Raw genomic sequence first — 19,251 nt, forward strand, 5'->3', positions numbered from 1 at the left:
GTGGGTCATGTGGTCATCTAATTAATTTGCCGTCGCGCGCGCGCATGCCGATCTCGACATGGTCCGATGCGTGGTGCCGCTCCCGGCCGAACGAGAGCCTGAAGCCGCCCAGGTCCAGTGCGCCAAGGCTTTCAATCGCCTCGCCGAGGCGCTGGCCGTCGGCGCGCGGGCCGGCACGGCGCAAGGCTTCGGTGCAGACACGCAGGTTCAGGTAGGACTCCAGGCCTTCGAAGGTCATCGCCTCGGGGCCGATGAAATCGTCGGCATCGCGCTCGAGTTCACGCACGATGGGAAGGCGTGCCACCTCGGGATTCGGCACCACGCTGGTGTAGCCCACCAGCCGGTTGCGAAACAGCCGTGTCAGCTGCGTGAGCCCCGCCGTCGACAAAGTGGCGACGGTCGACGGCACGCTGTCATAGGCCGAGGCCGGAAGCCGGCCCAGCGCATCCAGCACTTCGTTGCCCAGGTTGAGGACCAGGGCTTGCGGCGCAGCCCTGGCCACGTCGCGGAAAGCCGCTTCGATGGACGCCAGCCGTGCGTCGGCGGTGATGCGCGTGACTTGCCGGCCGTCGCGTTGCAAGGCCGCCACCAGCGCCGCCGTGCGCGCCGGTTCGGAATCGTCGGCGAGTACCGCCACGCGGGTGACGCCGATGGATGCCAGCTGGCGCGCCAGCGCCTCGGCCTCCCGCGCGTCGTCCGGCCGCAGGCTGAAAACATGGCGGACATCGGGAGCACGCAAAGCCGACGCGCCCGACATCGGGCCGACCAGCGGCACGCGAAGTTCGCGCGTGGCCTGGGCGGCTTCAAGGCAGGCCCGCTCGCCCAGGCAATTGGCGATCAGCACCGCCTTGTGCCGGCTCACCAGGGTGCGCAGGTTGGCCGCCACGCGCCGGGGGTCGCCGCCGTCGTCCAGCGTCACCAGCTCGACGGGGCGTCCGGCAATTCCGCCCGACGCGTTGACGCGCTCCACATGCGCGCGGGCGCCGGCGAGCACGCGGTTGGCGACCGGAAAACCCGCGCCGGTGAGCGGCAGCGACTGGCCGATGACGATGGGTTCTGGCGCGGCCTGGCCTGCCGTGCAAGCGCACAGCAGCATCGCCGCGGCAATGAGTGCGCGCGCGCTCATACCAGCGCGCTTGCGCCCTTGGGCACGGGGCTCGCGGCATCCACGGCCGGCCGCAGCAGGAAGTAGCCCAGCGCCGGCAACAGGACCAGCGCCCCCACCATGTTCCACACAAACATGAAGGCCAGCAGGATGCCCATGTCGGCCTGAAACTTGATCGGCGAGAAAGCCCAGGTGCCGACGGCCAGCGCCAGCGTGATACCGGTGAGCAGCACGACGCGGCCGGTGAACTGCAGCGCATGGTGGTAGGCCTCGGACAGGCTGGCGCCTTCCCGCATGCGGGCCAGCGTGATGCTGAGCACATACAGCGCGTAGTCCACGCCTATGCCCACGCCCAGCGCGATCACCGGCAGCGTGGCGACCTTCACCCCCATGCCCAGGCCCACCATCAGCGCTTCGCACAGGATCGAGGTCAGCACCAGCGGCAGCACCGCCACCACCACCGCGCGCCAGGAGCGGAAAGTGATCCAGCACAGAATTACCACCGCCGCATACACCCACAGCAGCATCTCGCGCATGGCCTTGCCCACCACGATGTTGGTGGCCGCGTCTATGCCGGCGCTGCCCGCCGCCAGCTTGAAGCTGACGTCGGGCGTGTTGTTGAAGGCCGCGAAGCGCTCCACGTCGGCCACCACGCGCGCCAGGGTTTCGGCTTTGTGGTCTTTCAGGTAGACGTAGAGCGCGAGGAATGAGCAGCTCTGGTTGAAGAGCTCGCGCGGCGCGCGCGTCTGCACGCCGCCCAGGGCGCCTTCGTTGGGCAGCAGTTCAAACCACTTGAAGTTGCCCTCGTTGTAGCCCACCATGGCCAGCTTGGACAGCGCGGCCATGGAGTTGGTGGATTCCACCCCGGGCAGCTGCTCCAGCTGCCAGGCCAGGGCGTCCACCTTGGCCAGCGTGCCATAGGCCGTGCACTTATCCGCGGGCGTGGTCACCATCACGGTCAGGATGTCGGCGCTGGCCGCGTAGTGGGCGATCTGGTAGGCGTTGTCCTGGTTGTAGCGCGAGCCGGGGCGCAGCTCGGAGGCGCCTGGGTCCAGGTCTCCGATCTTCAGATGCAGGCTGATGGCATAGCCACCCGCGGCCATCAGGGTGGCAACGATCACCGCCGCTGTAGCCCAGCGCTTCTGCGTGAAATGGTCCAGCAAGGCCCACAGCCATGAACGTTGCGTCCCTTGCGGTGTTTCCTGGCGCAGGCTGCGCGCGGCGGCGGCGGGCGCCACACCCACATAGGACAGCAGGATGGGCAGCAGCACGAGGTTGGTGAAGATCAGAACCGCCACGCCTATGCTGGCGATCAGGGCCAGGTCCTGGATGACCTTGATCTGGATGATGACCAGCACCGCGAAGCCCACGGCATCGCAGAGCAGCGCGGTCAGGCCTGCGACAAACAGGCGCCGGAAGGTGTAGCGCGCGGCCACGACACGGTGCGTGCCGCGGCCTATGTCCTGCATGATGCCGTTCATCTTCTGCGCGCCGTGGCTCATGCCGATGGCGAACACCAGGAAAGGCACCAGCACCGAATAGGGGTCGAGCTCGTAGCCCAGCAGCGCCAGCAGGCCGAACTGCCAGACCACCGCCACCAGCGAACAGGCCACCACCAGCGCGGTGCTGCGCTTGCAGCGCGTGTAGCCGAACAGCACCACCGTGGTGATGGCCAGGGCCAGCAGAAAAAACAGCAGCACCTGGTGCAGTCCTTCGATCAGGTCGCCCGCGACCTTGGCGAAGCCGGTCACGCGGACCTGCAGCGTGTCGCTGCCGTATTTGGCGCGCAGGACTTCGATCTGCCGGGACAACTCGCCGTAATCCAGCGCCTGTCCGGTTTCGGGGTTGCGGTCCAGCAGGGGAACAAACACGATGCTGGACTTGAAGTCGCCCGCGACCAGCTGGCCGATCTCGCCCGAACGCTCGACGTTGGCACGCAAGCCGGCCAGGCTGGCGGGCGAGCCGTCGTAGGCGTCGGGGATCACCGACCCGCCGTCCAGGCCTTCTTCGGTCACGGCCACCCAGCGGGTGTTGGAGGTCCACAGCGACTTCATGAAAGGGCGGTCCACGCCGGGCAGCAGGAAGATCTCGTCATTGATCTTCTGCAGTGCGTCGAGATAGGCCTTGTCGAAGATCGTGCCCTGCCGGGCCTGCACCACCAGCCGCAGCGCATTGGCCTGGCCGCCCAGGTCGCTCTTGTGCGCCAGGTAGTTGACGATGTAGGGATGGCCCGTCGGAATGGTTTTTTCAAAACTCGCGTTCAGACGCAACTTGGTAGCCTGCCAGCCCAGCAACAGGGTGAGCAGCACGCACACCGCCATGACCCAGGGCCGGTGGTTAAAAAAAGCGCGCTCAAGCAGCGTGCCCGAGCGCGTGTCGAAATCTTCAAGCCGCGCGACAACGGGTTGGGTGGAGGAGGATGAATCGGCGTGCATAAAGTCTTGCCGCGTGCGCGGCGCTGGTCTCCGGGTGGTTCTCTTCTTTTTTTCTTTTAGCTGGCGGGCAGTTCCACACGCCGCATGCCGCGCAGGCTCGCCAGCACCAGGCTGCCGTCGGCCGCCAGGGCGGCGCCGGAAACCGGAACCGCTTCACGCGCCGGGATGCGCCGCAGGGCGGGCCCGTCCGCGCCGCCCACCAGGGCGTCGCCCGCCTGGCTTACCAGCACAAAGCCGCCGTCCGGCAAAGCCATGCCGGCCCCGATCGCCATGGGCAGGCCGGTGTCCAGCTTGTCCCAGTGCAGGCCTTCATCGGCGGAGCGATACGCCGAGCCGCGCAGGCCGTAGGCCACCAGCGCGCCGCCGCGTGTTTGCAGCAGGCCGAAAAAACTGCCCTTGTAGGGCGACGCGAGCGCGCTGAAGCTGGCGCCGCCGTCGGTGGAACGCAGCAGCAGGCCTTGTTCGCCGGCGATCACCAGCATGCGGCCGCGCGCGCGCACGCCGTACAGGTGCAGGTTCTTGGCGTTCGGCAGCCGCGGCCCCAGGGCCGTCCAGCTCTTGCCACCGTCCGTGGTGGCGAACATCAGGTTGTAGGCGCCGACGGCAAAGCCGCGCAGGGCGTCGATGAATTCGAGGTCAAAAAAAGGTTTGTCCGCGCCTTCTTCCACCAGGCGCTGCGCCTGCGCCATGGCACCGGCATCGCCTGAACGCTCCGCAGCCTGCTTCACGAGTTTGGCCGCCTGCACGCCGTCGAGCTGCTTGTGCCAGCTGGCGCCGCCATCCACGCTGCGAAGGATCACGCCCAGGTGTCCCGCAGTCCAGCCGGTGCGCGCGTCGGCAAAACACACGGCCGTCAAAGTGGCTTGCACCGGAACCTGCGCCTGCCGCCAGCTTGCGCCATGGTCGTCCGACAGCAGCACCGTGCCGCGCTCGCCGACGGCCACCAGCCGGTCACCGGCCCGTGCCACGGCCAGCGTGGCCGCGCCCAAGGCCTTGGGTGTGAGCAGCGCGGCTTGCGACAGCACCGCCGGCACATTGGCTGCCCAGGCGGGCAGCGCGGCAATCCCGCCCAGCCCCGCCAGGACGGCTTGCCGTCGGGTGACTCCAGCCATCAGCGCGCGCCTTCGCTGGCGAGGGACTCGGCGCTGAAGAAGGAGCGCGGAATCGGCGGCTGCATTTCGTACTGCTTGGGCAGTTCGTTGGAGGCCATGTTCAGGTAGTAGGCGCCGGTCTGCATGTCATAACCGCCCCACAGCACGATGTTGGTCACCGCCGGAATGTCGGGCGCCGTCAGCATCAGCGCGTAGTTGGTGCGCCAGAGCTGGCCTTTGGCGTCCCAGCCGTCGAACAGCGCGATCTGCCAGGAGTCCTCGTCGATGTAGTACTTGCGCTTGGGCACCACGTGGCGCTTGCCGGCCGCCAGCGTGGCCTCGACTTCCCACACGCGGTGCAGTTCCCAGCGCACCTGCGCGGGGTTCAGCGTGTTGGGCGTCACCAGGTCTTCGATCTTCGCGGAGGCGGCGCGGTTGTTGTTGTAGGGGATGTAGATTTCTTTCTTGCCGACCAGCTTGAGCTCGTGCTTGTCGATGGGGCCGAACAGCGTGAACGCTTCGTCGAACAGGCCAATGCCGGAAGTCACCGAGTCGGGCGTGTCATAGGCCACGGAAGGCGCTTTGCGCACGCGGCGCTGGCCCACCAGGTATTGCCACAGCCCGCGCGGCGCGGCTTCCGAAACGCCGTCGAGCGCCAGGATGGCCTCGCCGGCCTTGGAGCCCGGCGCGTTGACCACCAGCTTGCCGTACTGGTAGTAGCCGTCGAACTTCTCGGCGCTGCCGTCCTTGTCGTAGAAGGCCTGGCGTATGGTCTGCGTGCCGCCGGAGGCCATGGTGCGTTTGCCGTCGGAGGTCACCACCCACACACGCATCGGCATGGCGAAGTTGCCGCCGCGCCAGGCCGTGCGCTGGTTCCACATGGCTTCATAGCCGTCCTTGGGAATCGGGAACGGCGTGCCGCCGAAAGCGCCTTCCATGCCGTAGCCGCCTTCGATGGTCTTGGCCCGCGTGGCATTCTTGAAGGTGTTGTCGTACACCGACTGCGGCGCCGCCGCGGTGCGGTGCGTGGGATAGACATCGATGCGGAAGTCGGGGTACTTCTTCATCAGCGCCTGCACGCCGTCGGTCAGCTTGTCGGCGTGCTGCGCCATGTTTTTGGCGTTGATCGACAGGAGGGGTTTTTCGTTGGGATACAGGTCGGGCCGCGCATCGCCGTTCTTGTAGCCCGGCGCGGCCTTGGCCAGGCCGCCTTCCCAGGGCGGGATGCTGCCGTCCTTGTTGCCGGCTTTCTCGGCGCCCATGGGCGTCAGCGAGGATTTGAGTTTGGCGGCCTCTTCGGCGGTGACGGCGGCCTGGGCGGACATGGCGCCGGCCAGCAGGGCGGCCACGAGCCATGAATGTTTTGCGGTGTGCATCATGATGGTTGTCTCTGTAATGTTTTTCAGAAAGTGCGTGAAGCGGTGAAGGAAACGTAGTTGCGGTCTTTCAGGCTCTGCCCATAGGACAGCATGCGGGTCGGGGTGCTGGGGTCGGTGACGGTCAGGGTGTTTTCCTTGCCGAAGAAGGCGGTGTAGTTCAGGGCGAAGTTCCAGACGTTCTGGTATTTGCCTTTGATGCCTATGCTCACGTCGCCCGCGTTGCTGGCGCCGCCGGCGAAGTTGATGACGGCTGAGGAGCGGCCGCCGAAGTTGTAGCCCAGGCCCAGCGGGATGGACAGGTCCAGGCCCGGCAGCACCTGGAAGTACTGCGGCTCGAAGATCATGCGAAAGGCCGCGGCGTCACGCGTGGCGTTGGGGTCCAGCCCGCCGAAGCCGACAGCGCTGGGGTTTTTGCTCACGCTCAGCAGCCGGTTCCAAGCCAGTTCCGCCACCAGGGCGCCGCCGTCCCACAAGCCGGACTTGTTGAGCACATAGATGCCCGACAGATTCACGTGCGCCGTCCTGCCGATGGCGTAGCAGGGGTTGGAAGACGAGCCGTCGCAGTTGGCCGGCGGCATAAAGGGCGCGCCGCCCAGCACGGCCGGATCGCTGGCCAGCGGCGCGTTGCTGCGCAGCGAGCCTTCGAGCGCCCAGTTGAGCTGCCCTATCGACGAGGTGACGCTGGCGCCCACGGTCTTGATGCCCTTGGCATAGACGTTGTGCACATTGCCGTTGATCAGGTCGAACACCGGGACGGCCGGGGTCTTGTCGTTGTAGCGCGCCGCGTACAGGCCGAACTCGTAGTTGCCGCCGGCCGGCGCCCAGCGCAGCTGCGCGCCGAACTGACCGCTGTCGCCCGGCTTCTGGTCGCGGCTGGTGTCGGTGGGCAGCACCGGCCCGCCGAGGTAGACGCGGCCGCCGCCTATGTAGTCCTGGTTGGAGAAATAGCTGCCGACGCCGGGGATCTTGCTGGGCCGCCACTTGAGCTGGTAGTAGCCGCCCAGCGTCACGCCCTCGGCCACCTGCAGCGTGCCGGAGATTTGTTCCACCGGCAGCAGCACTTCCTTGAACTGCCAGTTCGGCACCGAGACGATTTTTGCGATGTCCACCGGGCCCTGCGCGTTGGCGATGCCGTTCTGGCCGAAGAACACGCTCTCGCCGTACTGCAGCGCGTGTTTGCCGACGCGTATCGAGGCCGGCATGCTGCCGAGGGATCCCTTGCCCCAGACAAAGGCGTCGAGGAATTCGTCGCCGCGGCCGTGCTGGTCCCGCGTCGCGGGGACGAACTGGTTGGCGGGCTGGCCGGCGAAGTTGCTGACGCCGGCCGTGCCGTCGTTGGCGTTGGCGCGCAGGTATTGCGAGTCGTACCAGGCGGAGTGGCTGACGCGCAGGCCCCAGTTGCTGCGGTTGTAGTCGAACTCGGTCAGCAGGTCGGCGCGGTTGGAGATCAGGCCCTTCTTGAAGTTGAGGTCGCCGTCGTTCTCGTTGGTGACGCCGCCGTCGCCGCGGGCGGCCGGCGAGGTGAGCAGCGCGGACGGGTCTTTCATCCGCCAGGCCAGGCTGTACTTGGGTGTGAAGTCCAGCCGGATCTTGGTGTCGGGGTCGCTGGATTCCAGCTCGAAGGCATGGGCCTGCAGCATGCAGGCCAGGCAACTCAGCGCCAGCGTGCTGAGCCTGAAGGGGGTGAATAGTTTTGTCATGGTTTTTGTCTCCTCGTTATGTGTCGTGTTTGTCGTGGGTTGGGGATGGATGCCCTCGCATCCTTGGCGTGCCGTCGCTAGAGGTAGTCAGATATAGGTGGAGGCCAGGCCGCCGTCGACCGGAATGTTGGCACCGCTGACCCAGCGCGCGGCGTCGCTGCACAGCCAGGCGATGACGGGTGCGATCTCGTCGGCAAAGCCGGGGCGCAGCATGCGGTGGGCATCGGCCTGGACGCGTTCCTGGCCCAGCATGGCGACGAAGTCGCCCAGGATGGGCGTGAACACCGGGCCGGGCGCCACGCAGTTCATGCGCACGCCTTTGCCCAGGAACCACTCCTGCGACTGCACGGCATTCCAGACGATCAGGGCTTCCTTGAAATACTGGTAGCAGGTCGCCTGCGGCACCGGGTGGCTGCGCAGCCACGCCGCGCCGGCTTCAAACCCTTTGGCGGCCGCCAACTCCTTGTGCTGGGCCAGCCGCTGCGGCCATTCGGCGCCCAATATGGACGCCACGTTGACGATGCTGGCGCCGCGCGGCATGCGCGCCAGCACCTTTTCCGTCAGGTGCCGCAGGCCCAGGTAGTTCACGCGGGCCACCAGCTCGCCGTCAGCCGTGCCGGGTACGCCGGCGATGTTGCACAGGGCATCGACCTGGGCCGGCAATTGGGCCACGGCGGCGTCTATCGCCGCGGCGGTGCCGAGGTCGGCCTTGATGAAGCCGTCCAGCGTGAGGCTGGGATCGTTGCGGTCCATGCCGATGACCGTCGCGCCCTGGAAGCGCGCCAGCCTGGCGACCTCGGCGCCTATGCCGGACGAGGTGCCGGTGATGACAATGGTTTTGCCTTGCAGGCTCATAAAGCCTCCCGGGTGTGCGGATTCATGAAAGGTCTCCTTGAAGTGGTGAGGGGCTGAACGTCTGGTTCAGAACGGGAACATGGGCGCGGTGTCCTTGACGGTCATCCACTGCCATTGCGTGTATTCCTCCCAGTCGGACGGGCCGCCCACGCTGCTGCCGTTGCCCGCGATGCCGGGGCCGCCGAAGGGATTGACGCAGTCGTCGTTGACGGTCTGGTCGTTGATGTGGACCATGCCGGCCTTGAGCTGCTGCCCCACCGCCATGGCGCGGCCCACCGAACGGGAGATGACGGCGCAGGCCAGGCTGCCGCTGTTGTTGTTGGCCAGCGCGACCGCTTCCTCGTCGCTGCCGAAGGTGACGATGTTGGCCACCGGGCCGAAAGTCTCTTCGTCGAACACGCGCATGCCGGGCTTCACGCCCGACAGCACCGTCGGCTTGTAGAACAGGCCGTCGTAGCTTCCGCCGGCTTCCAGCTTCGCGCCGGCCTTGATGCTGTCCTGCACGATGGCGTGCACGCGGTCACGCTGGCGCGCATCGATCAGCGGCCCAAGCGCGACCTGGCCGGTGGCGCCGTCGCCGACCGGCAGGTGCGTGGCCTTGGCAACCAGGCGCTGCAGCAGCGGGGCCGCGATGCTCTGGTGCACCAGGATGCGGTTGGCGGCCATGCAGATCTGGCCCTGGTGCAGGTAGGCGGCCCAGGCGGCGTTGCTCGCGGCGATGTCCAGGTCGGCATCGTCCAGGATGATCAGCGAGTTCGCGCCGCCGAGTTCCAGCGACACCTTCTTGAGGTGCTTGCCCGCCAGCTCGCCGATGCGCCGGCCCACCGCGGGCGAGCCGGTGAAGGCGATCATGGGCACCCGCGGGTCGGTGACCAGGGCTTCACCGGCTTCGGCGTCGCCGGGCAACACATGCAGCAAATCCCTGGGCAGGCCCGCTTCCGCAAAAATGCGCGCGATCATCAGGCCGCCGGTCACCGGTGTGCGGGTGTCGGGTTTGATGACCACGGCATTGCCCGCGGCCAGCGCCGGCGCCACCGCGCGCAACGTCAGGATCAGCGGAAAGTTGAAGGGCGAGATGACACCCACCACTCCATGCGGCACGCGGCGGGCGATGCTGGTGCGCCCCGGCACGCTGGGCAGCACATGGCCCTGGGGCTGCAGCGGCATGGCGGCGGCCAGGTGGCAGATGGTGATGGCTTCACGAATCTCGTGCTGCCCCTTGGGCAATATGCCGCCGGTCTCCCGCGTGGCATACAGCGCGAGTTCGTCGAAGTGCTGCTGGAACAGCGCGCCGGCGCGGCGGAAGACGTCGGCCCTTTCACGCGGGGGCAGGGCGGCCCAGGGCTTTTGCGCGGTGGCCGCCGCCCGCGTGGCCGCGGCCACGTCCGCCGCGTTGGCGATGCCCACCGTGCACATCACCTTGCCGGTCGCCGGTTCGACCACGTCGCGCTTCCCGCCGCCCAGCGGCGCTTGCGCCAGCGCGGAAAAATCCAGAAATGCCATCGCGTCGGATACACCCATTTGCTTTTGTCCTTACGGTTGTTTGATCAGCTCGCCACATCGGCGCGTCGTGCTCCTGTATCGCAATGCATGTACCAGCGCCGCGCGCAAAGGCCCGCTTGCTGCGCTGCACCCAAAGCTTTTTCACTGGGAAAACCGGGACATACCCTAGGTGTGTTTGCTGCGGCGCAGCACATGGAAATCCCCCATGTTTTCTTGATCAACTAGTTATAAAGTTGAATCAAATTTCACCAATTGATCAAATCCATCAAATCGAGGAGCAAGGCCATGCGCGTATCCGATCGCATTTCCCTGGCCGAAGTGGCCCGCGCCACCGGGGTCGCGCTGGGCAGCTTCGACAGCGCGTCGGTGGCCAAGGCCCTGGGCGGGTTTGCCAGCACGCACATAGGCGGCGACACGCACCCGACGATCGCCGACATCAGCGAATGCCTGTTCTTTTCACCGGGCGACGGGCGCATCTGGCTGCAGGACCAGCGCATGGTGCTGCTGCACACCGAGGCGCTGGGGTCCATGCGCCGCGAAATGATCGACAGCCTGGGCATCGAAAAAGCCCGCGGCCTGTTCACCCGCGCCGGTTACGTCAGCGGCGCCCGCGATGCCCAGCTGGTGCGCAAGCACTGGCCCGACGCCGACCCGCCGGCGGCCGCCATGGCCGGCACGCGCCTGCACGCGCTCGAGGGCGTAGTGAAGGTGGAGCTGGTCAGCGTGACCTACGACCCGGACACCAGCGGCTATGAGGGCGAATTCATCTGGCACAACTCCAGCGAGGACGATGAACACATCGCCGCCTACGGCATAGGCGGCTCCCCGGCCTGCTGGATGCAGGTGGGCTATGCCACGGGCTATGTCAGCACGCTGTTCGGCCGCCTCATCGTTTTCCGGGAAACCATGTGCCGGTCCATGGGCCAGGCGCAATGCCGGGTGGTCGGCAAGTCCGCCGACAAGTGGGACAACATTGAAGAAGACATGCGCTACCTGAACGCCCGGGAGTTTGTCGACACCGCGGCCTATGCACGCAGCGAAGCGGGGCCGGCCGACCTGGCGACCAGCGACGTGCCGGCCGGCGACGCGATGGTGGGGGCCTCATCCGCCTTCAACGCGGCCTGCCACCAGCTGAGCCGGGTGGCACGCACCACCGCCACCGTGCTGTTCACGGGGGAGTCGGGTGTGGGCAAAGAAAAGTTCGCCAGCATGCTGCACAGGATCAGCCCGCGCAAAGACCAGCCGTTTATCGCGGTGAACTGCGCGGCCATCCCGGAAACCCTGATCGAGTCCGAGCTGTTCGGCGTGGAGCGCGGCGCCTACACCGGGGCCAGCCATTCGCGGCCGGGCCGCTTTGAGCGGGCCAGCGGCGGCACCCTGTTCCTGGACGAAATCGGCATGCTGAGTTTTGTGGCCCAGGGCAAGCTGCTGCGCGCCCTGCAGGAGGGCGAGGTCGAGCGCGTGGGCGGCACGCGCGGCATCGCGGTCGACGTGCGTGTGGTGGCCGCCACCAATGAGGATTTGCGCCAGGCCGTGCGCGAAGGCCGGTTCCGCGAAGACCTGTTCTTCCGGCTCAATGTGTTCCCCATCCATCTGCCGCCGCTGCGCGAACGGCGCGACGACATTCCCCTGCTGATGAACCATTTCCTGAACCACTACCGGCGCAAGCACGGCTGCAACACCGGCGGCTTCACGCAGGCCTCGGTGCGCACGCTGCTGAACTACGGTTTTCCCGGCAACATACGTGAATTGCAAAACCTGATCGAGCGCGCCGTGATCATGGCCGATGCCGACGGCTTGATCGACGTGCACCACCTGTTTACCGGCGGCGAGACCCTGAGCACCGAGGTCATGACCTTGCGGCTGCAGGGCAGTTCAGGCACCTTGAACTTCGATGGGGCACAGGCCTGCGCGAATCCCGTGCCAGCGGGCGCCACCGGCACGCCGCAGTCCCTGGAGCAAACCGAGCGCGACACGCTGGAACACGCCATCTCCGCCTGCCAGGGAAATCTTTCGGCGGCGGCGCGGCGGCTCAACACCACGCGCGCGAAGCTGGCCTACCGGGCCAGGAAGCACAGCCTGATTTGAGCTGCTTGCGGCGCCGTGGATCAAACCGCCGGCGCCAGCGCCCCCAGGTAAGCCCTGACCTTCTCGTCGCGCGCCAGCGTATCGAAGTCCGGCGCTTCACTGATCGCGCCCTTCTGCACAAAGATAAAGCGCTCGCAGCATTGCCGCAGGATGTCGACGTGGTAGGGCTCGTTCGGGTGCAGGCATAAAAACACCAGCCGGCCGTTGGCCTTGAGTTTGGCGAAGAAGTCCAGCATGAAGCCGATGTAGCCGTCCTGCGTGTTGAACTGTGGCTCATCGAACAGGTGCACCAGCGGCGAATCGCTTTGCGCGTGCGCCAGCATGAAGTCGGGCTTGGTCTTCTGGAAGGACCGTACCTGGTAGGACTGGTGGTAGTGGATCGCCAGCCGGTCACGCTCACGCGTGCGCACCTGGTGGATGTCCTGGCCGTTGACGAGCACGCGGCCCGCGCTCGGCAGGTTGCTGCCGGTGATCAGCTCGAACAGCGTGGTCTTGCCCGAACCGTTGGGGCCCATGACGCCGACCACGCAGGGCTTGTGCACCTCGAAATCGGCGTTCAATGAAAAAGTCGTGGTCTTGCGGAAGACGCCGCGCTGGTATTGCTTGGCGACGTTTTCAACGCGTAACAGTGGATGGAGTGGATGGCTCATGCGGGTCAGACTCCCAAAAGCTGCCGGCACAAGGCGGCGTCGTTGCGCAGGTCGGCCGCGGGGCCCTCGTGGACGATCACGCCCTGGTTCATCACATAGGCGCGGTCGGCCACCTGCAGCGCGCTTTGCACGTTCTGCTCGACCACCAGCACCGCGATGCCTTCGGCCTTGAGCCGGCTGATGGTCTTCATCACGTCCTGCACCACCTTGGGCGCCAGGCCCTGGCTGGGCTCGTCGAAGAGCACCAGGCCGGGCGAGCCCAGCAGGGCGCGCGAGATCGCCACCATCTGCATCTCGCCGCCCGAGAGATTTTCGCACTCGCGGTGCATCAGGTACTCGAGCGCGCTGAAGATCTCAAAACACTCTTTCTCGTGCCAGGACCGGAAGCGCGTGGCCTTGCGCGCGATGGCGAGGTTGCGCGCCACCGTCAGCGTCGGGAAGATGCGCCTGTCGTCGGGCACCCAGCCCATGCCGGCCTTGGCGATCTCGTGCGTGGGCATGCGTGTGATGTCGCGCGCATCAAACGCGATGCTTCCCTTGCGCGGCGGCGTCAGGCCCAGGATGGAGCGTAGCAGCGTGGTCTTGCCCGCGCCGTTGGGGCCCAGCAGCGCCACCACCTCGCCGGCGCCGACTTTGAGCGACACGTCGAACAGCACCTGCGTTTCGCCATAAAAGGTGTCGATACGATCCACAGTCAGCATGTCCGCCTGGGTCGCCGGCTTCAGCACCGCGCTCATGCCAGCGCTCCCAGGTTGGAGCGGCGCACCCATTCGTTTTGCCGCAGCTGGTCGGGCGTGCCCTGGCTGATGACCTGGCCCCAGTGGATGACCGAGATCTGATCGGCGAGTTTGAAAAGAAAGTTCATGTCGTGTTCGATGATCACAATCGTGAGCTGGCGCTTGAGTTCTTTCACCAGCTCCATCAGGCGCGCCGTGCCTTCGGCGCCCAGGCCGGCGGTGGGCTCGTCGAGGAAGAGCATGCGCGGCTCGGCCGCCAGCGCGACGCCGATCTCCAGCGCGCGGCGTTCGCCGTAAGACAGGCTGCTGGCCAGCGTGCGCTCCTTGCCCTTGAGGCCCACGCGTTCGAGGATGGCCGCGGCCAGCTGCAGCGCCGTGCTGTCGGCGCCCAGGTCGCGCCAGGGGTTGAAGCCCTGCCTGCGCACATGCGGCGTGGCCACCAGCACGTTGTCGAGCGCGGTGTAGCTGTCGAACAAATTCATGATCTGGAAGGAGCGCGACACCCCCTTGCGCGCGATCTCGCGCGGCGACAGGCCGGTGATGTCCTCGCCGGCAAAGGTCACGCGGCCGCGATCCGGCTTGTAGCGGCCGGTCAGTACGTTGAAGCAGGTGGTCTTGCCCGCGCCGTTGGGGCCCATGATGCCGTTGAGCTGGCCCTCCTCGAAGCTGAGCGTGATGTCTTGCAGCACCACCTGGGCGCCAAAACGTTTGGAAAGGCCGCTGGCCTCGAAGAGCTTCACAGCGCACCTCCCGCGTGCACCGGTTTGGCTGGTGCGTTGCGCCGCGGCCTGGCCTTCCAGGCCTGCCATGCGCCGGCGACGCCTTCGGGCTTGAACAGCACCATGGCCATGAAGATCAGGCCGTACCAGAGCAGCCAGGTTTCGGTGTAGGCGCCGAGCAGGTCGCGCGCCAGGATAAAGAAGGTCGCGCCTATGACGGGGCCCCAGAAGCTCACCAGCCCGCCGCCTATCAACACCATCATCACGACAAAACCCGAGTTGTGCAGGCTCATGACATTGGGGTAGGCCGACTGCTGCGCCATGGCGAACAGCGCACCGGCCAGGCCCGCCACCGCGGTGGAGATCGTGAAGGCCAGCCATTTGTAGAGCCAGACGTTGTAGCCCACAAAGGCCGCGCGCATTTCGTTCTGCTTGATGGCGCTGAAGATGCGGCCCAGCGGCGAATGGATCAGGCGCCACAGGCCCAGCAGCACCAGCGCGAACAGCGCCAGGCAAAAGAAAAAGAGGGCGTTGTTACCCGAAAGGTTGAAAGACACAAAACCGAAATCGGCCGGCAGGCGCTTGATGTTGAGCAGCCCGTCTTCACCGCCCGTGACGGTATGCCATTTGTTGGCGATGAACCAGAACACCTGGCCGAAGGCGATGGTGAGCAGCGCGTAATAAATGCCGCGCCGGTGCGAGATGAACAGCGCCACCAGAGCGCCCAGCGCCGCCGTGACCAGCACCGCGCCGGCCAGGTCGAACCACAGGTTGGGCCAGACCTTGAGCTGCAGCAGGCCGAAGGCGTAGGCGCCCGTGCCGAAGAAGGCGCCGTGCCCGAAGGAGGGCAGTCCGGTGAAGCCCAGCAACAGGTTGTAGCCCAGTGCGAACAGCACCCAGATCATGATTTCCAGGGCCAGGTATTGGTACAGCCCGACGCGGCCCACCCACAGCGGTGTGGACAGCAGCACCAGCAGGGTTGCGAGCATCGGCAGGGGAATCAGCGGCGCGCGGCCGGAGGCGAGTTGCATGGGGACCTTGTCTCTTCGTTTGTTCTGGGTGAATGGGTACAGGAATAAGGCGCTGGAAAAGAAAAGCTGAAGAAGGGCTGGACAGAACAGAATATACGTTCTATTATTTAAACAAGCAAGAACATTTATTCTAATTTGATGCGACGCAGGCCCGGCCCGTCCATCGCATTCCCCGAGGCGGCAACGACATATGGACTCTGCAACGACTTACGAAGAACTCAAGGCGCTGATTGGCCGGACTTACCCGGACATGTCCAAGCAGCTGCAGCGCATCGCGCGCTTCGCGCTCGAGCAGCCCAACGACCTGGCCCTGGGCACGGTGGCAACGGTGGCCGAGGCCACCGAGGTGCAGCCTTCGGCCATGATCCGCTTCGCCAACGCGCTGGGCTATGGTGGTTTTTCCGAAATGCAGCAGGTGTTCCGCGGCCACTTGCTGGAGCGTTCCGACAGCTACCGCGAACGCATAGACCAGCTGCGCCGCAAGCAGCTCAACGGCGAGCGCGCGCCGGCCGGTGTGCTGCACCAGCTGGTGGGCGAATCGGTGGCCGAGCTCGGCCACCTCGAAGAAACCATCGCCCAGGCCGACCTCAAAGCGGCCGTGAAACTCATGGCCTCGGCGCCGCGCATCCATGTGCTGGCCCAGCGCCGCGCTTTTCCGGTGGCGGGTTACCTGGCTTATGCACTGAGCCAGCTTGAACTGCGCACGCACCTGCTCGACGGCACCGGCGGCATGCTGCGCGAAAGCCTGCGCTCCATCGCGCCCGGCGACGTGCTGATCGCCGCGAGCTTTCGCAACTACTCGCCCGAGGTCATCGAGGCTGCCGCCGTCGCCGCCAAACTGGGCGCCTCGGTGATCGCCATCACCGACGGCCCGATTTCGCCGCTCAAGGCGCATGCCAAGGTCTGCCTGGAGCTGGCCGACGATTCCTCCAAGCCCTTCCGTTCGCTGGTCGCGCCGCTGTGCCTGGCGCAGGCGCTGGTGGTCAGCACCGGGCACCAGCTGGCCGAGCAGGGCGCCGCGAAAACCAGAACCAAGCCGGTAGCAGCCAAGGCCGCGCGCAAGGGGGCCGCATGAATCGTCCGCTGGATTTGATCTGCATGGGCCGCGCCGCCGTCGACCTGTATGGCGAACAAATCGGCGGCCGGCTGGAAGACATGCAGAGCTTCAGCAAATACCTGGGCGGCTCACCCGCCAACACCGCCGTGGGCGTGGCGCGCCTGGGCCTCAAGCCGGCCATGCTGACCCGCGTGGGCGACGAGCACAACGGCCGCTTTGTGCGTGAAACCCTGGCGGCCGAGGGCGTGGACGTGAGCCACGTGGGCACCGACCCCAAGCGCCTGACCGCGCTGGTCTTCCTGGGCATCCAGGACCGCGACACCTTCCCGCTGGTTTTTTACCGCGACAACTGCGCCGACATGGCGATCAGCCCGGACGATTTCGACGCGGCCTTTATCGCCTCGTCCAAGGCGCTGCTGATTTCCGGGACCCACCTGTCGCAGCCGCTGACGTACGAAAGCTGCACCCGCGCCATGGCGCTGGCCAAGGCCGCGGGCACACGCGTGGTGCTGGACATCGACTACCGACCCGTGCTCTGGGGCCTGACCAGCCCAGGCATGGGCGAGCAGCGCTTCGTGCCTTCGGGCGAGGTCAGCGCGCACCTGCAAACCATCATCGGCCAATGCGACCTGGTGGTCGGCACCGAGGAAGAAATCCATATCGCCGGCGGCAGCACCGACACGCTGGCCGCCCTGCGCCGCCTGCGCGAACTGACGGCCGGTACGCTGGTCGTCAAGCGCGGCCCCATGGGCTGCGTGGTGTTCGACGGCGCGATTCCCGATTCGCTTGAGCAAGGCCTGCAAGGTCCGGGCTTTCCGGTCGACGTCTACAACGTGCTGGGTGCGGGCGATGCCTTTATGTCGGGTTTTCTGCGCGGCTGGATTCCGGGCGAGCCGCTCACGCGCTGCTGCGCCTATGCCAATGCCTGCGGTGCATTGGTCGTGTCGCGCCACGGCTGCGCGCCGGCCATGGCGAGCTGGGAAGAGCTGCAGTTCTTCCTGGCACATGGCTCGGCCACGCGCCGCCTGCGCGAAGACGCGCAACTCGAACACCTGCACCGCGCCAGCACGCGCACGCGCCGCTGGGAAGAACTGGTCATCCTGGCCTTCGACCACCGCATGCAGCTCGAAGAGATTGCCGCGCGCCACGGCGCGGGCAAGGAACGCATCCCGGTCTTTAAATCCCTGATCGCCGAAGGCGCCCGCCGCGGTGCCGGCCAGCGCGCCGGTGTGGGCGTGATCGTCGACGGGCGTTTCGGCGAAGACGTGCTTCCTTCGGTCACCGGCAAGGGCTGGTGGGTGGCGCGGCCGGTCGAGCTGCCGGGCTCGCGCCCGCTGCAGTTCGAAGCCGGCGCCGGCCTGGGCGCGGCGATGCGCACCTGGCCCGGCGAGCACGTCGCCAAGTGCCTGGTGTACTACCACCCGCACGACACGCCAGCCCTGCGCGAAAGCCAGCTGGCGAAACTGGCCGACCTGCAGCGCGCCAGCGTCGACAGCTTTCACGAATTCCTCATCGAGGTCATTCCGCCCAAGGACATGCCCTCCGACGACGACACCGTGCCGCTGGCGCTGGAGCAGATTTACCAGGCCGGCATCTTCCCCGACTGGTGGAAGCTGCCGCCCGCCGCCAGCGCGGCCGCCTGGGAAAAGATCGCCACGGTGATCCACCAGCATGACACGCATTGCCGCGGCGTGCTGGTGCTGGGCCTGGAAGCCAGCGAGGAAAAACTAGCCCAGAGCTTTCGCATCGCGGCGCCGCACGCGATCTGCCGCGGCTTCGCGGTGGGGCGTTCGATTTTTGCCGATGCCGCAAACGGCTGGTTCTCGGGTGCCATGGACAACGCGGCGGTCGTGAAAGACATTGCCGAGCGTTATGCGCGGCTGATCGTGCTGTGGGACCAGGCGCGGGCGGGAAAACGAAGCGGCGCTTCAGCCGGTGCGGCTGAAGCCGTGAACTGAAAACAAGAAACAAGACGGAGACAACATGACACCCAAAATCGGATTTATCGGCATCGGCATGATGGGCCACGGCATGGCCAAGAACCTGCTGGCCAAAGGCTTAGTCCTGACCTTCAAGGTCAACCGCAACCGCGACAACCTGGCCGACCTGATCGCGGCCGGCGCGAAGGAAGCCAAAACCAACGCCGAATGCGCGCAGGCATCGGACATTGTGTTCATCTGCGTCACGGGCTCGCCCCAGGTCGAGGACATCGTCTACGGCAAGGACGGCCTGCTGGACGGCGGCCGCAAAGGCCTGATCGTGGTCGACACCTCCACGGCAGAGCCGGCCTCCAGCACCCGCATCCGCAAGGACCTCGCGGCCAAGGGCATCAAGCTGGTCGATGCGCCGCTGGCGCGCACGCCCAAGGAGGCCGAGGAAGGCCGGCTCAACACCATGGTGGGCGCCGAGCCTGAAGACTTCAAGACGCTGGAGCCGGTGCTCAAGGCTTTTTGCGAAAACATCTTCCACGTCGGCCCGCCAGGCCACGGCCATGTGCTCAAGCTGGTCAACAACATGATGGCCATGAGTTTTGCGGCCTCGATCGCCGAAGCCTTCGCGGTCGCGGCCAAAAGCGGGCTGGACCTGAATCGCCTCTACGACGTGATCTCGGCCGGCGGCGTGAACTGCGGCATTTTCCAGATGATGGCGACCAAGACGCTGAAAGAAGGCGACGTCACCGGCTTCAAGTTCGGCATCGCCAACGCGCAGAAAGACCTGCGCTACTACACCCACCTGGCCGAGATGCTGCCCGTCACCAGCTTTATGGGCGAGGCCACGCACCAGAGCCTGATCCAGGCCAGCAACGCCGGCTTCGGCGACAAGCTGATCGCCTCCCTTTTCGAAGCACAGGAAAAACTCAACGACGTCAAGATCGTTCCCCGTTAGGCCAACCCGTTCGAC

At 66.3% G+C, this 19,251-nt stretch carries 15 protein-coding genes; 4 read left to right on the forward strand and 11 right to left on the reverse strand.

From position 1 onward, the window contains the following. Positions 1-13: 13 nt before the first annotated feature. The 7 genes from AC1D1F_RS11425 to AC1D1F_RS11455 all read right to left on the reverse strand — a co-directional run bounded on the left by AC1D1F_RS11425 (position 14) and on the right by AC1D1F_RS11455 (position 10,086). Positions 14-1,126 carry an ABC transporter substrate-binding protein gene (locus tag AC1D1F_RS11425; RefSeq protein WP_477675186.1) on the reverse strand — a complete coding sequence of 371 codons (1,113 nt, stop codon included), beginning with the start codon at positions 1,124-1,126 and terminating at the stop codon, positions 14-16. Next, complete coding sequence (locus AC1D1F_RS11430) at positions 1,123-3,540, reverse strand: efflux RND transporter permease subunit (protein ID WP_477675187.1); 2,418 nt, start codon at positions 3,538-3,540, stop codon at positions 1,123-1,125. The genes AC1D1F_RS11425 and AC1D1F_RS11430 overlap by 4 nt, the downstream gene beginning before the upstream one ends. Before the next feature lie 56 nt (positions 3,541-3,596). Further along, positions 3,597-4,652 (reverse strand): WD40/YVTN/BNR-like repeat-containing protein, encoded by a 1,056-nt coding sequence (locus AC1D1F_RS11435; RefSeq protein WP_477675188.1) that lies wholly within the window; start codon positions 4,650-4,652, stop codon positions 3,597-3,599. Beyond that, positions 4,652-6,010 carry a DUF1329 domain-containing protein gene (locus AC1D1F_RS11440; RefSeq protein WP_477675189.1) on the reverse strand — a complete coding sequence of 453 codons (1,359 nt, stop codon included), beginning with the start codon at positions 6,008-6,010 and terminating at the stop codon, positions 4,652-4,654. The genes AC1D1F_RS11435 and AC1D1F_RS11440 overlap by 1 nt, the downstream gene beginning before the upstream one ends. A gap of 23 nt (positions 6,011-6,033) precedes the next feature. Next, positions 6,034-7,710, reverse strand: a complete 1,677-nt coding sequence (locus tag AC1D1F_RS11445; protein WP_477675190.1) for a DUF1302 domain-containing protein — start codon at positions 7,708-7,710, stop codon at positions 6,034-6,036. Positions 7,711-7,797: 87 nt separating this feature from the next. Beyond that, complete coding sequence (locus AC1D1F_RS11450; protein WP_477675191.1) at positions 7,798-8,565, reverse strand: coniferyl-alcohol dehydrogenase; 768 nt, start codon at positions 8,563-8,565, stop codon at positions 7,798-7,800. A 66-nt stretch (positions 8,566-8,631) separates the two neighbouring features. Next, positions 8,632-10,086: a benzaldehyde dehydrogenase gene (locus AC1D1F_RS11455; protein WP_477675192.1), complete on the reverse strand. Its 1,455-nt coding sequence runs from the start codon at positions 10,084-10,086 to the stop codon at positions 8,632-8,634. Positions 10,087-10,353: 267 nt separating this feature from the next. Between AC1D1F_RS11455 and AC1D1F_RS11460 the strand changes: the two genes are divergently transcribed. Next, positions 10,354-12,156 (forward strand): sigma 54-interacting transcriptional regulator, encoded by a 1,803-nt coding sequence (locus tag AC1D1F_RS11460; protein ID WP_477675193.1) that lies wholly within the window; start codon positions 10,354-10,356, stop codon positions 12,154-12,156. 20 nt (positions 12,157-12,176) lie between these two features. On the opposite strand, the gene AC1D1F_RS11465 is transcribed toward AC1D1F_RS11460, so the two are convergent. The 4 genes from AC1D1F_RS11465 to AC1D1F_RS11480 are packed head-to-tail and all read right to left on the reverse strand — an operon-like array spanning position 12,177 to position 15,293. Next, positions 12,177-12,806 carry an ATP-binding cassette domain-containing protein gene (locus tag AC1D1F_RS11465; protein ID WP_477675194.1) on the reverse strand — a complete coding sequence of 210 codons (630 nt, stop codon included), beginning with the start codon at positions 12,804-12,806 and terminating at the stop codon, positions 12,177-12,179. 5 nt (positions 12,807-12,811) lie between these two features. Beyond that, complete coding sequence (locus AC1D1F_RS11470) at positions 12,812-13,543, reverse strand: ABC transporter ATP-binding protein (protein ID WP_477675195.1); 732 nt, start codon at positions 13,541-13,543, stop codon at positions 12,812-12,814. Then, positions 13,540-14,283 carry an ABC transporter ATP-binding protein gene (locus tag AC1D1F_RS11475; protein WP_477675196.1) on the reverse strand — a complete coding sequence of 248 codons (744 nt, stop codon included), beginning with the start codon at positions 14,281-14,283 and terminating at the stop codon, positions 13,540-13,542. The genes AC1D1F_RS11470 and AC1D1F_RS11475 overlap by 4 nt, the downstream gene beginning before the upstream one ends. Then, positions 14,280-15,293 carry a branched-chain amino acid ABC transporter permease gene (locus AC1D1F_RS11480; RefSeq protein WP_477675197.1) on the reverse strand — a complete coding sequence of 338 codons (1,014 nt, stop codon included), beginning with the start codon at positions 15,291-15,293 and terminating at the stop codon, positions 14,280-14,282. Before AC1D1F_RS11480 ends, AC1D1F_RS11475 begins: the two co-directional genes overlap by 4 nt. 190 nt (positions 15,294-15,483) lie before the next feature. Here AC1D1F_RS11480 and AC1D1F_RS11485 point away from each other — a divergent pair, with 190 nt between their 5' ends. Genes AC1D1F_RS11485 through AC1D1F_RS11495 form a run of 3 tightly spaced genes read left to right on the forward strand, consistent with a single transcriptional unit; the run spans position 15,484 to position 19,236 of the window. Further along, entirely contained in the window at positions 15,484-16,368 is an 885-nt protein-coding gene (locus tag AC1D1F_RS11485) for a MurR/RpiR family transcriptional regulator (RefSeq protein WP_477675198.1), read from the forward strand. After that, positions 16,365-18,308, forward strand: coding sequence for a bifunctional 5-dehydro-2-deoxygluconokinase/5-dehydro-2-deoxyphosphogluconate aldolase (locus AC1D1F_RS11490; protein WP_477675199.1), 1,944 nt, complete (start codon positions 16,365-16,367; stop codon positions 18,306-18,308). Before AC1D1F_RS11485 ends, AC1D1F_RS11490 begins: the two co-directional genes overlap by 4 nt. Before the next feature lie 25 nt (positions 18,309-18,333). Beyond that, on the forward strand, positions 18,334-19,236 hold the full coding sequence (locus tag AC1D1F_RS11495) for an NAD(P)-dependent oxidoreductase (RefSeq protein ID WP_477675200.1): 903 nt from the start codon (positions 18,334-18,336) through the stop codon (positions 19,234-19,236). Positions 19,237-19,251 lie beyond the last annotated feature (15 nt).

This window comes from Polaromonas sp. P1_H6, assembly GCF_056405195.1.

Coding starts and splice junctions, on each gene's coding strand:
- AC1D1F_RS11425 (WP_477675186.1), bottom strand. CDS start 1,126: ATGAGCGCGCGCGCACTCATTGCCGCGGCGATGCTGCTGTGCGCTTGC.
- AC1D1F_RS11430 (WP_477675187.1), bottom strand. CDS start 3,540: ATGCACGCCGATTCATCCTCCTCCACCCAACCCGTTGTCGCGCGGCTT.
- AC1D1F_RS11435 (WP_477675188.1), bottom strand. CDS start 4,652: ATGGCTGGAGTCACCCGACGGCAAGCCGTCCTGGCGGGGCTGGGCGGG.
- AC1D1F_RS11440 (WP_477675189.1), bottom strand. CDS start 6,010: ATGATGCACACCGCAAAACATTCATGGCTCGTGGCCGCCCTGCTGGCC.
- AC1D1F_RS11445 (WP_477675190.1), bottom strand. CDS start 7,710: ATGACAAAACTATTCACCCCCTTCAGGCTCAGCACGCTGGCGCTGAGT.
- AC1D1F_RS11450 (WP_477675191.1), bottom strand. CDS start 8,565: ATGAGCCTGCAAGGCAAAACCATTGTCATCACCGGCACCTCGTCCGGC.
- AC1D1F_RS11455 (WP_477675192.1), bottom strand. CDS start 10,086: ATGGGTGTATCCGACGCGATGGCATTTCTGGATTTTTCCGCGCTGGCG.
- AC1D1F_RS11460 (WP_477675193.1), top strand. CDS start 10,354: ATGCGCGTATCCGATCGCATTTCCCTGGCCGAAGTGGCCCGCGCCACC.
- AC1D1F_RS11465 (WP_477675194.1), bottom strand. CDS start 12,806: ATGAGCCATCCACTCCATCCACTGTTACGCGTTGAAAACGTCGCCAAG.
- AC1D1F_RS11470 (WP_477675195.1), bottom strand. CDS start 13,543: ATGAGCGCGGTGCTGAAGCCGGCGACCCAGGCGGACATGCTGACTGTG.
- AC1D1F_RS11480 (WP_477675197.1), bottom strand. CDS start 15,293: ATGCAACTCGCCTCCGGCCGCGCGCCGCTGATTCCCCTGCCGATGCTC.
- AC1D1F_RS11485 (WP_477675198.1), top strand. CDS start 15,484: ATGGACTCTGCAACGACTTACGAAGAACTCAAGGCGCTGATTGGCCGG.
- AC1D1F_RS11490 (WP_477675199.1), top strand. CDS start 16,365: ATGAATCGTCCGCTGGATTTGATCTGCATGGGCCGCGCCGCCGTCGAC.
- AC1D1F_RS11495 (WP_477675200.1), top strand. CDS start 18,334: ATGACACCCAAAATCGGATTTATCGGCATCGGCATGATGGGCCACGGC.